Origin of the sequence: Schaalia georgiae DSM 6843 (assembly GCF_000429245.1) — a bacterium.
GTDB classification, from domain to species: Bacteria; Actinomycetota; Actinomycetes; order Actinomycetales; family Actinomycetaceae; genus Pauljensenia; species Pauljensenia georgiae.
This window is the reverse complement of the sequence record NZ_AUBM01000007.1, coordinates 12,950-28,284: the sequence shown is the minus strand read 5'-3', so window position 1 is coordinate 28,284 and position 15,335 is coordinate 12,950. Positions and strand designations below refer to the sequence as shown.

The 15,335-nt window shown below is 70.9% G+C and carries 15 protein-coding genes; 3 read left to right on the top strand and 12 right to left on the bottom strand.

The genetic code is table 11. The annotated features are described in order from the left end of the window. Positions 1-4 precede the first annotated feature (4 nt). The 4 genes from G447_RS0102185 to G447_RS10905 all read right to left on the bottom strand — a co-directional run bounded on the left by G447_RS0102185 (position 5) and on the right by G447_RS10905 (position 2,829). Positions 5-565, bottom strand: coding sequence for a hypothetical protein (locus G447_RS0102185; protein ID WP_026429871.1), 561 nt, complete (start codon positions 563-565; stop codon positions 5-7). A gap of 173 nt (positions 566-738) precedes the next feature. Continuing rightward, positions 739-1,158 carry a hypothetical protein gene (locus tag G447_RS0102180; protein WP_026429870.1) on the bottom strand — a complete coding sequence of 140 codons (420 nt, stop codon included), beginning with the start codon at positions 1,156-1,158 and terminating at the stop codon, positions 739-741. An 87-nt stretch (positions 1,159-1,245) separates the two neighbouring features. Then, positions 1,246-2,094: a protein-ADP-ribose hydrolase gene (locus tag G447_RS0102175; RefSeq protein ID WP_051226225.1), complete on the bottom strand. Its 849-nt coding sequence runs from the start codon at positions 2,092-2,094 to the stop codon at positions 1,246-1,248. A gap of 324 nt (positions 2,095-2,418) precedes the next feature. After that, positions 2,419-2,829 (bottom strand): helix-turn-helix domain-containing protein, encoded by a 411-nt coding sequence (locus G447_RS10905; protein WP_081697832.1) that lies wholly within the window; start codon positions 2,827-2,829, stop codon positions 2,419-2,421. 213 nt (positions 2,830-3,042) lie between these two features. Between G447_RS10905 and G447_RS0102165 the strand changes: the two genes are divergently transcribed. Further along, positions 3,043-3,744 (top strand): 4'-phosphopantetheinyl transferase superfamily protein, encoded by a 702-nt coding sequence (locus G447_RS0102165; protein WP_026429867.1) that lies wholly within the window; start codon positions 3,043-3,045, stop codon positions 3,742-3,744. Between the two features lie 75 nt (positions 3,745-3,819). Here the strand turns inward: G447_RS0102165 and fumC are convergent, their stop codons facing one another. Beyond that, the gene (gene fumC, locus G447_RS0102160) at positions 3,820-5,229 is read right to left on the bottom strand and encodes a class II fumarate hydratase (protein WP_026429866.1); all 1,410 of its coding nucleotides are present in this window, start codon (positions 5,227-5,229) and stop codon (positions 3,820-3,822) included. Positions 5,230-5,330: 101 nt separating this feature from the next. Further along, a complete protein-coding gene (locus G447_RS0102155; RefSeq protein WP_026429865.1) occupies positions 5,331-6,701 on the bottom strand; it encodes an MFS transporter in 1,371 nt (456 codons plus the stop codon). 163 nt (positions 6,702-6,864) lie between these two features. On the opposite strand from G447_RS0102155, the gene G447_RS0102150 reads away from it, so the two are divergent. Then, positions 6,865-7,572 (top strand): GDSL-type esterase/lipase family protein, encoded by a 708-nt coding sequence (locus G447_RS0102150; RefSeq protein ID WP_243442284.1) that lies wholly within the window; start codon positions 6,865-6,867, stop codon positions 7,570-7,572. A 105-nt stretch (positions 7,573-7,677) separates the two neighbouring features. Here the strand turns inward: G447_RS0102150 and G447_RS0102145 are convergent, their stop codons facing one another. The 4 genes from G447_RS0102145 to G447_RS0102130 all read right to left on the bottom strand — a co-directional run bounded on the left by G447_RS0102145 (position 7,678) and on the right by G447_RS0102130 (position 10,035). Then, the gene (locus G447_RS0102145; RefSeq protein WP_026429863.1) at positions 7,678-8,211 is read right to left on the bottom strand and encodes a dihydrofolate reductase; all 534 of its coding nucleotides are present in this window, start codon (positions 8,209-8,211) and stop codon (positions 7,678-7,680) included. Then, positions 8,208-8,966, bottom strand: coding sequence for a thymidylate synthase (locus G447_RS0102140; RefSeq protein ID WP_051226224.1), 759 nt, complete (start codon positions 8,964-8,966; stop codon positions 8,208-8,210). Before G447_RS0102140 ends, G447_RS0102145 begins: the two co-directional genes overlap by 4 nt. Positions 8,967-9,006: 40 nt before the next feature. Then, entirely contained in the window at positions 9,007-9,441 is a 435-nt protein-coding gene (locus tag G447_RS0102135; protein WP_005873001.1) for an OsmC family protein, read from the bottom strand. Between the two features lie 114 nt (positions 9,442-9,555). Continuing rightward, positions 9,556-10,035 carry a DUF2505 domain-containing protein gene (locus G447_RS0102130; protein WP_026429861.1) on the bottom strand — a complete coding sequence of 160 codons (480 nt, stop codon included), beginning with the start codon at positions 10,033-10,035 and terminating at the stop codon, positions 9,556-9,558. A gap of 101 nt (positions 10,036-10,136) precedes the next feature. On the opposite strand from G447_RS0102130, the gene G447_RS0102125 reads away from it, so the two are divergent. After that, positions 10,137-11,597, top strand: coding sequence for a sensor histidine kinase (locus tag G447_RS0102125; RefSeq protein WP_005872997.1), 1,461 nt, complete (start codon positions 10,137-10,139; stop codon positions 11,595-11,597). A gap of 169 nt (positions 11,598-11,766) precedes the next feature. On the opposite strand, the gene G447_RS0102120 is transcribed toward G447_RS0102125, so the two are convergent. Continuing rightward, positions 11,767-12,015: a WhiB family transcriptional regulator gene (locus G447_RS0102120; protein WP_005871596.1), complete on the bottom strand. Its 249-nt coding sequence runs from the start codon at positions 12,013-12,015 to the stop codon at positions 11,767-11,769. Between the two features lie 59 nt (positions 12,016-12,074). Then, positions 12,075-15,209 (bottom strand): FtsK/SpoIIIE domain-containing protein, encoded by a 3,135-nt coding sequence (locus tag G447_RS10900; protein WP_131295657.1) that lies wholly within the window; start codon positions 15,207-15,209, stop codon positions 12,075-12,077. Positions 15,210-15,335: the final 126 nt, after the last annotated feature.

Here is a 15,335-nt window from a genome sequence, read left to right as displayed (position 1 = left end):
GGCCTCACCGGTCGTCGGTGTTTGCGTCTATGCTCGCGGGGCCGCCCGTCGGGGCGTCTGCGCCTTCGGAACTGCTGGGACTCGCGGAAGCACCCGGATCGATGGGACCACTCGGATCGGCGGAAGCACCCGGATCGACGGGACGACTCGGGTTTCTGGGCTCGGCGGTTCCTCCCGTTTTCACCGCGTGGATGATCTCGCGCAGTCCCCAGGCGAAGATGGCGGCGATGAAGTGGAATGGCAGCCAGTTGGCCACGAGGCCCCAATCGGAGTGGTTGGGGGACAGGCCCCTCAGCATCCAGCCGAAGTACCATAGGATCGGCACATCCGTGGCGATCGCGCAAAGGACCACCACGAGTTTCAATACGCCACCGTGGTCGAGGAACTTCCGGGAGATGGACGCTAGCACCTGGATGAAGGTGAAGAAGCCCATGAAGCCGAAGAAGTAGTACAGAGCGAGGTCGGCTCTCGCGGAGAGGAGGAGCCCGAGCAGGAACACCACGTGGAGCACGAGGTAGCGGAAGATGAAGGTGAGGATACCCCGGGGATCTTTCAAACGTGCCATGCCACTAGGCTAACGGGATCCGGCCACGAGGGTAAGCCCCTCAGGGGCTATGCCAATATGTGGGTGTTCGACTGATCATCTGGCCCAGTGCTGTGGAACGGTGCCCGTTCTTCGCTGCGAGAACGGCGGGGGCCTCGGGATCCCGTGTTCGGGCGCCGACGACGGCCCCCGAGTCATCTGGGCAGCCCTGGATGGCTGGTGCCTTGTGAGCTCAACATGTGGATGAACTCCCGCAGCCCCCAAGCAAGGAACGCGGCGAGGAAGTGGAAGGGCAGCCATTTGGCCACGAGCTCCCAGTCGGAACCAAAGAGCAAGCCGTACAGCATCCGCCCCAACCACCATAGGACTACCACGTCGGAGGCGACGGCCCCCATGATCACCACGGCTTTCCACGCCCCGCCGTGGTCGAGGAACTTCCGGGAGATGGACGCCAGCACCTGGATGAAGGTGAAGAAGCCCATGAAGCCGAAGAAGTAGAATAGAATGAGATCGCCGCCCACAGAGAGGGGGAACCCGATCAGGAAAGCCACGTGGAGCAACAGGTAGCGGAAGGTGAAGGTGAAGATCCCCCGGGGGTCTTTCAAGAGCGCCATGCCATCAGGCTAACGGGATCCGGCCACGAGGGTAAGCCCCCTAGCAGCACTGCTCCGCCTCGGCGCCAGCCCCGCCTCCGTCCGCGCTCACAGCCCCAGTTCCCTCCGGTAGAGTTCCTCGTCGCGCGCGCCGAACACGTCGAAAACTACGCGCATGCGGGAGGCGCCGGGCACAGCGGAGTCCAGGAACGCGGCGGTCGTGGACACTGCGATGCGCGCGGCCTGGTCCTGCGGGAACCCGAAGACCCCGGTGGACACGCAGCACAGCGCCACCGTCCGTAGGCCGTGGGAGGCGGCCAGGCTGAGGCAGGACCGGTACGACGAGGCGAGGGCCGCGCGGTGCGCGTCGGTGAGCCGCCCAGAGACGATGGGCCCCACCGTGTGCAGGACGTGGCGGGCGGGCAAGTGGAAGCCCGGGGTGATCTCAGCCTCCCCCGTGGGCTCCGGGCCGAGCCCGGCCGCCCGCCGCTGGGCCATAATGCCCGCGCACGCCTCGCGCAGCTGGAGCCCGGCGGCGGAGTGGATCGCATTGTCGATGCAGGCGTGGCCCGGGACCCTGCACCCCAGCAGGGCGGAGTTCGCGGCGTTGACGATGGCGTCGACCGCCATGCGGGTGATGTCCCCGCGCCACAGGGCAAGCCGCGGGTGGACGGGGGACGCCTCGGCGTCCTCCCACGAGGCGGTTCCCCGTTCCTGCGCTTCCGCGTCGAGGATGGCGCCCTCCACCTCGAGGTATTCCGGGTCGAGGGGGCCGGGCTCGCGGGTGTTCATCAACGCGCGCAGCAGGGCGCGTTGGGCGCCGGGGTCCAGGCCGGCCGGGGGCTCGGTGCCCTCCTCGGCGCAGAGGATTTCGACGGCGCGGCGCACGAGGCGGGAATGCGCGGCGCTGCCCGTTTTCCCTGTACCGATCCCGGTACTGGTTGCGGGGGTCGTCATGCTGTCCACCTTGCCGGTGCCGGTGCCGGCGCCGGTTGCAGGGGTCGTCATGAGCGGGCCTTTCGTCGGATACGTGTTTCAACGGCATACGGGCGCGCCGTATTCCGCGGGGGCTGCCGGCCGTGAGCTCTCGGTTCCCGTGCTCCCGGAGGCGCCTGTTGGTCGCTGGGCCGTGCATCCCGTCCACAGTCCGGGCCCCGCGTTCCCGGAGGCGCCCCGCCGTCGTCAGTGGTGCGTCGCTCGGCCACCCCGGCCCTGCGCTCCCGTAGGCGCCCGGCTGGGATTCCCAGCGGCTCCGTTCGTTCTGCCCCCGGGCGGGCCGCTCTATCTGTCCACCCGGACGCGGTGCTCGTTCTGCCCCTCCTCCAGCACACGGTAGGAGGCGGCCCGTCCGGGGTGCTCGTGCAGGGCGACTCCGGCGGATCGAAAGAGCGCCTCGGTGAAAACGGTGAGGCCGCACGTTGGCGCCACGAGGACGAGCGTGCGCGCGGCCGCCTCGTCGTCGGCTGCGACGGCGTCCTCGATGAGGCCGATGACGGTGCCGCCGAAGGGGGTGGGCACCACTCCCTGCGTTGACCGTTCGAACAGTGGGTGGCCCATGAAGTCCTCGACCTTGCGCACGGCCGCGGACAGTGCCGGTTGTGCCACTCCGAACTCCCGGGCCGCCCCCCGAGAACGACCCGCAGCGGTGGACTGCGGCAATGTGGCGAAGGCCCTCCACTGATAAACGATCATTCATACCAATCAGTATACGAAGGTGTGATCGGGGCGCCCTAGGGGGTCATGGCGCGCGGTCGTAGAGGTCGGAGCTGTGGAAGGCTTCTGCCAAAGACGTTGATATTTCTTACGGATACTGAGTAAGGTGACAAAATTACAACAAAGTTGTTAAATGTGTGAAAAGGTACGGGAATGAGTTCCTGTACCCGCCCCGGAAGGAGTGTCATCGCCATGTCAGACGACACCGAGGCCAAGAGCTCCGCGCTCCCCGGCCAGCGCTCCATGTGGTGGCCGAAGTGGGACTCGTACATCGCTTGGGCCCCTCTCGAAATGGGCTACCGCGCCCTGTGGGGCTGCGCGCAGGGGCTGGAACCCCAGGAGAGGGCGTGGGTGAGGGGGCAGCCCGCCACCTTCCAGCGCGGTGCCCTGGTCGAGAGGATCCTGCTGCACGCCCTGTTCGACGAGGCGCGCGCCGACGGCCGCATCACATCGGAGGGGGGGATCGCCCAAGTCGGGGACGGCGCTCCCATGGCCTCCGCAATGTTCACCGTGCCCGGTTGGCACGCTGCCGCCAGCTACTGCCAGGCTCTGGTGTGCGTCGCGATCAGTGACAAGCGGGTCGGCGTGGACTGCGATGCGCTCGCCGCCGCCGAGCGCATCGCCCTGCTTCCCGGTATCTTCACCGCCGCCGAGCGGATGCACCTCAACGAGCACCCGGGGGACGTTGTCAACCTGTGGACGGCCAAGGAATCGCTACTGAAGCTGAAGCGCGCGCGCATCGACATCGACCCGGCCGATCCGGCCTACGACGTCATCAATCCCCGGGGTGCCCGCATCATCAGTTGGAACCCCACTCCGCGGACTGTCGCCTCGCTCAGTGTCGAGGACGGCGTGGACGAGGCGCCGATCCCCCTGGTCCTGCCCGGGGCGTAGTCAGCGCCGGGTCTCCGCCAACGCGGGCGGCCCCGCTGTTCCAGCGGGGCCGCCCGGCACAGGGCCGGTCCGGTATCACTCGTCGGCGGCGCTGGGGTGCGTCATGTCGGCGGGCACCACCCACGCGTCGAACTGCTCCTCCGTCAGGAAGCCCAGCTCCAGGGCGGACTCGCGCAGCGACAGGCCCTTGTGGTGCGCGTTCTTCGCGATCTTCGATGCCTTGTCGTAGCCGATGTGGCGGTTCAGCGCCGTCACCTGCATGAGGTTGACATCCAGGTTGTGCTGGATCCTCTCGCGGTTGGGCTCGATCCCGTAGGCGCAGTTCTTGTCGAAGGACACGCAGGCGTCTCCGAGCAGACGGATCGACTCCAGCACGTTCCACGCCATCACGGGTTTGAACACGTTCAGCTGGAAGTTGCCCTGCGAGCCGGCGAAACCGACCGTCGCGTCGTTGCCGAACACCTGGGTGGCGACCATGGTCATCGCCTCGCACTGGGTGGGGTTGACCTTGCCGGGCATGATGGAGGAGCCGGGCTCGTTCTCCGGGATCAGCAGCTCGCCGATGCCGTTGCGGGGGCCCGAGGCGTACCAGCGCACGTCGTTCGCGATCTTCATGAGCGCGTCGGCCAGGACGCGCAGCGCGCCGGACACCAGGACCAGCGCGTCGTGGGCGCCCAGTGCGGCGAAGAGGTTGTCGGCCTGCTTGAAGGCGATTCCGGTCTCCTCCGAGATCTTCTTGGCCGTCAGCTCGCCGAACTTCGGGTGCGCGTTCAGGCCCGTGCCCACTGCGGTGCCGCCGATGGCCAGTTCGCGGGCGCGCGAGTCCGCGTACTCGATGCCGTCCAGGGCGAAGTCGATCTGCGCGACCCACCCGGAGATGACCTGGCCCAGCCGGATCGGCGTCGCGTCCTGCAGGTGGGTGCGGCCCACCATGATGACGTCGTTGAACTCCTTCGCCTTCCCGTCCAGGGTGTCGCGCAGCTGGCGCACGCGCGGGTACATGTCCTGCAGCTCGGAGACCACGGCGATGTGCATGGCGGTGGGGAAGGTGTCGTTCGAGGACTGGCCGCGGTTCACGTGGTCATTGGGGTGGACCGGCTTCTTGGATCCCAGCGTGCCGCCGGCCAGCTCGATGGCCCGGTTGGAGATGACCTCGTTGGCGTTCATGTTCGACTGGGTGCCCGAGCCGGTCTGGAAGACGACCAGGGGGAAGTGGTCGTCCAGCTTGCCGGAGATCACCTCGTCGCCCGCGCGGGCGATCAGGTCGGCGATGTCGCGGGGCAGCTCGCCCAGCTCAGCATTCGCCAGGGCGGCGGATTTCTTGAGGATGCCGAGGGCACGCACCATGGGACGGCCCCACACGAAAGTGTTGCGGCCGATGTCGAAGTTGTGGAGGGACCGCTCGGTCTGCGCCCCCCAGTAGCGGTCGTTGGCGACCTCCACGGTCCCCATGGAATCGGATTCGGTGCGTGTGTTGTCGGCCATATTCGGCTCCTTCGCATCAGGCGATCATAACGGTCCCAGGATACCCGCTTCCCACAGCCGCCCCGGGGGCCTCCCGTCCTAGCGCCGCTCCCATTCCCGTCTCAGGAGCCCCCGTCCAGCAGTGGGGCTGACGGCTTGCGCAGCCCAGGGTGGGCCCACGCCGCCGCGCACGAGGCGCCGACCAGGACCAGGGCCAGTCCGAACGGGGCCAGCGGCTGCCACCCGTACAGGGCGGTGGCGCTCACCGGCGCGAAGATCCACGTGATCGCGCCCGTGGCGGAAACGAGGCCGGCGACGCCCCCCTGCTCGTCGTCGAGCACCGCCAACGAGGCGCCCGCGGTGAAACCCGTCGACGTCAGACCCGTCGCCACCCCCATGAAGAGCATCGCAACCGCCAGGGCAACCACGGCGGACGCCACTGTGAGGACCGCGACTGCGGTGACGCCCACGCTGACTCCGGCGCGCAGCAGGCGCCGCGGCGGCCACTGGAGGCGCGGGACGACGAGGAGCTGGGCGGTCATCGCACCCGCCGCGCTGAGCAGGAGCATGAGCCCCGTGAGTGAAACAGCGCGGTCGGGGGCGGTCCCCACCCGGTCCTGGATGAGGAACCCCATGAGGATCTGGGTGACGCCCGCCGCGAAGTACAGGCCGATCACGCCCAGCACCCACGGCACGATGCGCCGATCCGTCCACGACACCCTCGGCGGCAGGGGACGCGCCGGGTGAGGGGAGCGGGAGGGGAGCGGGGACGCCTGGGCGCCTGTGGAAGGGCCCTCGCCTCCGGGGGCGGCGGACGCCGGCGGGGCGTGCGGGGACGGCGCCCCCTGGTCCGCACCGCCGCCGTCGCGGGGCACACCCGCCCACGCGATCACCAGGGCGACGACGACGAACCACGGCGTCGCGTGGACGGGGGCGAATATCCACCACGCCCCCAGCAGGCTCGAGGCCACCGAGCCGATCATCACCGACATGTTGATGGCTCCCGAGAACGCCGACGCCCCGCGCACACGGGACGCCTCGTCGTGCGTGACCTCGGCGACCAACGCCTGGCCGGTCGGGGGGATCGCCGCGACCGACGCCCCGAAGAAGGGCCCCCGCGCCGCCATGATCGCTCCTGCCGCCCAGGCCGCACCGATGCCGCCCCCCGCGCGCAGCCACACCGCAGTGGAGAACAGGGCGCCCGCGATGAGGGCCAGGAAAAGGGCGCACAGCAGGACGCGCCTGCGGCCCCACGCGATGGAGCGCCGCCCCCAGAACTGGCTGAGCAGCGCCACCGCCAGCGCCGCCAGCGACACCGCTGCCCCCACGATCCACTCCGGCAGATCCAGTGCGCGCGACAAAGGGGCGATCGACACATTGAGCATGTTCTGCGCCGTGTACGTGAACAGGGCGACGGCCACCAGGACGCGCAGCGTGGGATCGGCCAGGATGGGCGAGCACGACCGGGAGGAGGGGGAATCAGGATGGGGCACACCTCATTCTAGGCCCCGCCCCCCGCTGCTATCCGTCCTGGCGGGGCAGGGCACCGCCTCTCAGATAGTCCCGGCCGCGGCGCACCGCCCTCCACTGTCCGGCGGGGGAGGGGCCCCTTCACCGGGGGCGCGGAGCGTGTTAGGGTCGGCCACCGTGAACCCCGTGAAGAGAACGATCCTGCTCGCCCAGGCGGCCTGGGCCGCCAGAACCGTGCGGCTCGCGCCCGAACCCGAGGGGGAGCGCTCCGGCATCGCGCGCGAGCGATTGGGCGCGACCCTGTCCGAGTACCTGCGCCTCGTCGCGGTGGGCGACTCCCTGGTGGCCGGATCGGGTGCCTCCAGCCAAGCCACTGCCCTCACTCCCCGTATCGCCGACCGGGTTGCCGCGGCGACCGGGGCGCCCGTCATCTGGGAGACGCACGCGCGGCTGGGCTCCACAATGCGCAGGGTCCGCCACCGCTTCCTCGAAGAGGTCGAGGGGAGGTCGGACATCCTCTTCGTCTGCGCGGGCAGCAACGACATCATGGCGCGGCGCTCGCGGGCCGAGTGGGCCGACGACCTCGAGGCGGTGCTCGGCCGGGGCCTGGAGATGGCCGCGCACGTCGTGCTGTGCAGCGCCGGCCAGCCGCACAACTCCCCGCGGCTGCCCGCGATGCTGCGCAGGGAGCTCGCCAAGCGCATCGACGCCCAGACGGCGGACTCGAAGAGCATCTGCGCGCGCCTGGGAGTCGACTACGTGGATGTCGCGCACACCGACCTGGTCGAGGGGTTCTGGGCCTCCGACGGCTTCCACCCCTCGGAGGCCGGGTACGACCAGGCCGCGGGCCTGGTCGTCGACGCGATGGGCTTCCTTCCCCAGCTGCGGCGCTGAGCGGCGCGCGTCTCCGTCCCCGTGCCAGCGCCCACGTCAGCGCGCCGGGTGGGCGTTTTCCTGGCGCGCCCGCAGTTGGTCGCTTCCCGGCGCGCTCCCGGGCCCTCACCTCCGGGCGCGGACCCAGGTGGTCACCCTCCAGCGCGAACCGCCCGACGGCTCGCGCCACTGGGCGTCCGAGCGCTCCTCATCGCGACCCCACGTGGACGTGTCGATCCCGGGGGCGTAGACGACGGGGCCGTCGTGGCCGGCGGTGGCGTCGCAGTCGATGTCCGTCACCACCAGCTCATCGACCAGGGGCATCGCCTGCTCGTAAACGTTGGCCCCGCCCACGATCCAGATCGTCCGCGCGCCGCTGGCCTCCGCGTGGAGCCGGGCGCGCTCGAGCGCCTCGTCCAGGGAGTGCACCAGGTCCGCGCCATCGGTGCGGTACTCGCGCGAGCTGGTGATCACGATATTGGCGCGCCCCGGCAGGGGGCCCCCGAGCGCCTCCCAGGAATGGCGGCCCATAATGATCGGGCAGCCCATCGTGGCGGCCTTGAAATGCGCGAAGTCAGCCGGGACGTGCCACAGCATGCCGCCCCCGCTCCCCAGGACCCCGCCCCGGTCCTGCGCCCAAATGGATGCGATATTAGTCATACGGCCACCGGCGCCTTGATCGTGGGGTGGTGCTGGTAGCCCTCGACGGACACGTCGTCGAAGGAGTAGTCGAACATCGACGGCGCCTTCGCCAACTCCAGGCGGGGGAAGGGATAGGGGTCGCGGGACAACTGCTCGGCCACCTGCTCGGTGTGGTTCGAGTAGATGTGGCAGTCGCCGCCGGTCCAGATGAAGTCGCCGACCTGAAGGCCCGCCTGCTGGGCGAACATGTGGGTGAGCAGCGAGTACGAGGCGATGTTGAAGGGAACCCCCAGGAACATGTCGGCGCTGCGCTGGTACAGCTGCAGGGAAAGGCGCCCGTTGGCGACGTAGAGCTGGAAGAAGGCGTGGCAGGGCTCCAGCGCCATCTGCGGCAGGTCGCCGACGTTCCACGCCGACACCACCATGCGCCGGGAGTCCGGGTCCGTCCGAAGCGTCTCCAGGACGCTCGCGATCTGGTCGATGCGCTTGCCCCCGGCCGCGTTCCACGAGCGCCACTGCACGCCGTACACAGGGCCGAGCTCGCCGTCATCGTCGGCCCACTCGTTCCAAATGCGGATCCCGTGCTCTTGCAGCCACCCGACGTTCGAGGACCCCGACAGGAACCACAGCAGCTCCCCGACCACGGACTTGAGATGGATGCGCTTGGTGGTGATCAGGGGGAATCCCCTGGACAAGTCGTAGCGCAACTGGGCGCCGAAAACGGAGCGGGTGCCCGTGCCCGTCCGATCCCCCTTGGCGACCCCCTCCGCCATGACGCGGGCGAGGAGGTCCTCGTACTGGCGGTCGATCACGTCAGTCGATTCTCTCGCTGGTGAACGCGTGGTGGGAGGGCAGTGCGCGGTCGACCACGGAGTGCTCGATCGTGCAGTTGCGCTTGATCGCTGCGTCGGCACGGCGGATCAGGTCGGCCTGTTCCTGCTCGTCCAGGGCGGACAGGTCCTGCACCAGTTCCACCTCGACGTGCGTGAAACGGTCGGCGTCCTCGTCGTAGTCGGCCGACACACCCACGAACTGGGCGAAGTCGTCGCCGAGGCGGCTGACGAGGCGCATGTCGGAGCTCATCGCGTTGCAGCCCGCGATCGCGAGTTTGAGCAGGTCGCCGGGGGAGAAGCACCCGGGGCCGTGCCCCACGCGCACCTCTGCTCCGTCCTGGTTCCGTGCGACGTACTCGCGGACGCCCGTTCGCTCGAGGTACAGGGACGGCTGGGGTTTCGTTGAATCGCTCATAGGGGGATTCTGCCCTCTCCGCCGCCCCTGGGCAATGCGAACCGCCCGCAGCGGCCCGGCGGAGTGACGGGGCCGGCCCGGCCCGGCCGCGTCCGAGCGGCCGGGCCGGTCGGCTCAGCCCTGCTTCTCCGCCCATTCGGCCGCCAGCTGGTGCTCGCGGTCGAAGGCGTGGCCCACGCGGGCAACCGCCTCCTTCTCGACGCGCCCGCCGACCAGCGGGACGCTCACAGTGATGGTGCCGTTGAGCTCGCGGGCGCAGCCGTCGCCGTCGGGCGTGAGCGTGGAGTCGACCGCCGCGGAGACGGGCGCGCCGCCGACTGCCACCTCCGTGTGGGCGGTGGCCCCCTCCTCCGTGCGGGTCCACGACTCGGTGAACGTCAGGGTGATGCCGTTCTTGGTGAAGGGGCGCGCGATCGCCGGGATCAGCTCCGGATTGACCGTGCCCACGTAGGTGATGGTGTCGCCCTCGACGGTGACCTCCGGGTTGGCGGCCATGAAGCGCCCGAAGCGCATGTCGAGGAAGGCGGGGTCAGTGGACATGCGGATGACGGAGTCGACGTCCAGGGGATAGGTGGCGGATTGAGTGAATTCCATGGGTGCTCTCCTTGTCGGATTACTGGCGTGGCGTGAGCGTGTTGCTCGAATCGAGTCCCGAGTCGCCTCGTTGGTGCCGCGCTGGAACTAGAGTAGAGGACATGAGAAGCCTCATGCAGTTAGCTGAAGAAGCCTCCTCAACGCCGTTGCCCGACAAGGACATCGATTGGCTCCACCTGCTCCTCGCGGATTGGCAGGTGCTGGCCGATCTGGCCGCGGCCGACCTGGTCCTTTGGCTCCCCTCCGACGACGGGCGCTTCATCGCCGCAGCGCACTGCCGTCCCGCGACCTCCACGACCGTCCACGTCGACGACATCATCGGCCTGCACCTGCCCGCCGCGCGGGAGATCGAGCTGCGCCGCGCGATGCAGACCGGGCGGGTCATCCGCTCCCAGGCGGCGCGCTGGGCGGGGACGTACTCGATGATGGAGACCTGCGTGCCCGTGTGCCACGACGGGACGATCATCGCGGTCGTCACGCGCGAGGCGAACCTGTCGAGCCCCCGACTGTCCCTGGGATTCGAGGGGTGGACCGTCGCCGCCGCCGATACGCTGTGCCAGATGATGGCGCGCGGCGAGTACCCCTACGATTCGACGCCGCAGGTCTCCGCCCACGGCGTGCCCCGCGTCCTCGACGGCGCGCTGCTGCTGGACGCGGAGGGGCGGGTGCAGCAGGCCACCCCGAACGCCGTGTCATGCTTGCGGCGCCTGGGGATCCGTTCCCACGTGACGGGCAAAGTGCTTGCCCAAGAAGTGACGAACGTCATTGGCGACGACAGCCTCATCGAGGAGTCCATGGCCGTGGTGATCATGGGCCGCGCGTCGTGGCGGGTGGAGATCACCGCCCGCGCCTCGACGATCACCATGCGCGCGTTGCCGCTGGTCAACGGGCGCAAACGGCTGGGCGCGGTCGTCCTCACGCGCGACGTGTCGGAGATGCACCGGCACCGGCAGGCGCTCATGACCAAGGACGCGACGATCCGGGAGATCCACCACCGTGTGAAGAACAACCTGCAGACAGTGTCGGCCCTGCTGCGCCTCCAGTCGCGGCGTTCGCGGGAGGACGGCGTCAAAGCGGCGCTCACCGAGGCCGAACGGCGGGTCCAGGCGATCGCGACCGTCCACGCCGCCCTCTCCCAGAACGTCAACGAATCCGTGGACTTCGACGAGGTGGCGCGCACCGTGCTGCGGATGTCGGGGGCGGTGGCGTCCACGGACCACAGCGTCGAGGTGGTCACCAGCGGGAGGTTCGGGGTCATCCAGGCCGATCAGGCGCAGGCCCTGGCCACAGTGCTCAACGAACTGGTCGCCAACTCCGTCGAGCACGGCCTGGCCGACCGCAACGGGCGAATCGAGGTGCGCGCCGAGAGGCGGGGCGACACCATGACGGTCACAGTCGCCGACGACGGAGTGGGCTTCGAGGCGGGGACCCCGATGACCGGTCTGGGAACGCAGATCGTCAAGCAGATGGTGAGCGGGGAGCTCAAAGGCAATATCGAGTGGGCACTGCGCGAGGGCGGGGGGACGGTCGTCACGATCGACATGCACGTGGACCACCCGTGAGGGGCCGCCGCAGTCGACGACGAGCGCGCCCGGATGCGCGCCATGGGGCTGACCGACACCCGTGAGGGGCGGCCGCGGACGACGAGCGCGCCCGGAACGGGAACGCCCGGCTAGCCCGGAGCCCAGGGCGGGCGCCCCGGGCTCCGCGGTCCTCCGCCGGGCGCGGCGGTCAGGAGGCCCTGCGGGCGCGCGCGGCGCGGCGCCGCAGGGAACGGCGCTCCTCCTCGCTCATTCCGCCCCACACGCCGGAGTCCTGGTTGTTGTCGAGGGCCCACTGGAGGCAGACGGCCTGGACCTCGCAGGTGCGGCACACGGCCTTGGCCTCGGCGGCCTGCGCGATCGCGGGGCCGGTATTTCCGATGGGGAAGAACAACTCGGGGTCGACCGTCAGGCACGCGGCTTTACTGCGCCAATCCATCTCTCAACAGCTCCTCTTATCAAGTCTCGCCTCGGAGGGCAAACTCACCTGCAACATCGTTAGTTTCCGGCACGCGGCGCAACGGCGCAAGAGTTCTGAGGCACACTTTCCGCCGGAGCGCTATGGGGGTTCTCACCCGGGCGCTCGCGGGGCCGCCGGAACGGCTCCAATCCGCCGGTCATCTGGATGTTTGTCAGGTTACCATCATCGCTAAGCAAACCGCTTGTGGACGTGAACCCGCAGGCCAGGAGGGAGGCCGGGCGGACCCTGGCGGCCTGGAATAACGCGCGGACGACGTTGTCATTTGGATCCAGGGCGAGCACCCTCGCCCCCGGGCACCGCCCGAGGCGCGCCCAGGACGCCTCTGGGACCACGTCGGCGACGACGGGCTCGCCCCAACCAGCCGCCGCGTGGATCGCCCGCGCCGCATCCAGGCACTCGCCGCCGACCAGTACCCAAGGCAGGGGGCCGCTGGGCCGGTACGGGGCGTAGTCACCGCCGACGAGCGCGGCGGGCGCCGGTGAGAGCCGGGCAGCGGCCTCCACGCCCTGCGCGAGTGTGCGCACCCGCCACCCCCCGCCTCGAACGCCCCCGCCCACCGGCTCCCGGGCATCGAGGGGCACCGAGGCGAGCGCCGCCTCCTGGCCCGCCGCCTCGACCAGGGCCTCGGCGGCCCCCAGGCGCACCACCGACCGGGAGTCGATGCCCGCGTGGAGCGCCGCATCCACGCTCTGGGCGCGGAGCACGCGCGTCGAGAACACCCCCATCGACGCCGAGGGGAGCGTGAAGCGCCCGGGACTGGCGACCACCGGCACCACCCCGGCGGCCAGCGCCCCCCGGAGCACGCCCTTCCACGCCTCGTCGCAGCGCAACTGCCCCATCGCCGAGGACATGGACGTGAGCACGGCGGGGAGGTCGTCGATGGCGAGCACGCAGGGCCCGTGCGCGCATACGCCCTCCAACAGGCGCGCGCACGCTGCCGCGTCCTCGGGGGTGACGCGCGAAACCGCCCACGCCACGGGCTCCTGGGAGCAGTGGTGCACCGGCAGGCCCGCCAAGGAGGCGGCGCGCGCCGCCAGGGAGCGCACCCAAGCGGCCGCCAGGCGCGCCTCGGAACGCGGCGCCTGCACCTCGATGGGACCGCCGTCCCACACGATCGGCAGTGGCCCCGAGGAGTCGACCGAGTCGAAGAGCCCCAGAGCCCTCCCCCCGGGGCAACGGGCATCGACGTCCTCCCACGTGAGGGAGGCGGGGATGGGTGGCGCCCACAGCGGCGTTCGCCCACGCGACTGAAAACGCCCGTTGACGCGCTCCACCAGCGCCCGCGCGTCCCCGGCGTGGGCGAACTGGAGCGGCCCCCGTCCTGGCACGACCGCCCGCCCCGGAGTGCGGGGGATACAGGCGGCGCTGTCGTCGCCCAGGACGTCCATCGAGTCCGCTGCGGTCAGGCACCGCAGCGCCACGCGGATGTCGATGTTCGCCCGCATCGACGCCGACACCGCCCCCGCCGGGCGCTGCGTGGCTGCGATGAGGTGGAGGCCCAGGGAACGGCCCTGCGCTGCCAGACGCATAATGACGCCCATCGTCTCGGGATGGGAGTCCACCAGGACCCGGAACTCGTCGATGGCGATCACGATGCGCGCGGGAGGGGGAGGCACCCGGGCTGGGTCGGTGCGGTGGCGCAGCGCCCACTGGCGCAGGTCGGGGACGCCGATGCGGGCCAGCTGGCGCTCGCGGTCGGCCAGCAGCGCCCCTATGCCGCGCAGAGCGCGCGCCGTCGCCCCCGGGTCGATGTCGGTGAGGACGCATTCGGTGTGGACCAGGTCCGACAGGGGCGCGAAGGTCGCGCCGCCCTTGTAGTCGATGAGGACCAGGCGCACCCGCTCGGGCGGGTGGCGGGAGCACAGGGAGAGCAGCCACGTGAGCAGGGCCTCCGACTTGCCCGACCCGGTGCACCCCGCCACCAGGGCGTGCGGCCCGTCGGCCACCAGGTCCAGGACCACCTGCCCGCCCGTCCCGACGCCCACGGGCGCTGCGAGGCCGTCGCCGGTGCGCCCGTCCGAGTCCTCACGCGAGTCCCCGCCCGCGCCGTCGCCGCCGGATGCGGCGGCCCCCAGTGCCTCCCATTCCACCACGTCCGGCAGCGCCGCTTCGTCGTCCGACGTGGCGACCTGCCACCACCACCTCGGCGACACTGGGGCGCTGCGCGCGGTGAAGACCCTCTCGCACCACGGGGGGAGGTCCTCGAAGGCCCCTCCGACGCCGCAGTGGACGACGGGGGCGTCCTGCGCGCCGGGCGCGCCGGAGGCGGTGCAGTGGGGGCACGCCTCGGAGCGGGTGATGTGGATGGTCGCATGGGGAGCTCCCACAGTCCACGTCCCCTGGTCCGTGCACACGCGCGCTCCGCCCGTCTGGGCGGCGATCTGCCCCGCGCACCACAGCGCGCACTCGTGGGCGGCCGGCCCCACGAAGCCGAGGCTGCGGGCCCCGGGCCCCTTCCCCGGCAGAACGTCCGGGCCAGCCACCGCGATGCGCGCCCCCAGGCGCGTGGGGCGCCGTGGCCACACGAGGGGCCCCTCGGCTGGGCGGACGGGCTGGGACTGGCCGGGCAGCGCAGCCAGGACGAGGGCCAGGTGCGCGCCGTCGCACACGCGGGCCGCCCGGCGCAGCCAGGCCCTCGCGGCCAGCGCGAGTGCGGCGAGGATGAGGGCAAGGGCCACCGCCGCCATGGCGCCCGCGGGGGCCGCGGCGGCCAGCCGCCACCCGCCGAGGAGGGCCATCACCGCGAAGGACAGGAACGGGAGCCACGCCCGGCGCCCCACGCTCCGCGGCTGCGCCCACGCCAGCCGCCCGGGCCTGTCGTGCACGGTGAAGCAGTCGGAGCCGACGCGCAGACGATCGCCGACCCGCAGGAGCCGCCCGTCGGCGCGCAAGCGGCGCCACGGCCCGAACCGCGGGCGGACCAGCGGGGGCCGGACCCCGGGAGCGGGCGTGACACGCAGTCGGCGCCCCTCGACCTCCACGACGGCGTGCTCGCGGGAAACGTCGGCCGCCCTCAGTGGAACGGCGCCGGCGCGGCCCACCACGCCCGAGGCGATGACGACCCCGGTGTCAGGCCCGGAGGTGCACGCCAGGTGGCAGGGGAAGCGGAGCACGTGCCGGGCGTGCGCGGGATGGGGGTGTCGGCTGGTCATGCGACCAGGGTGGCCCCGCTCCGCGTTGCCGCTCCACACGGGACGCTGGGCCTGTGGACGGCGAACTAGCCGGGCGCGGGCCTGTGGACGACGCGCCGACGCTCCAGCCGCGCGGGCGGAGTGCGA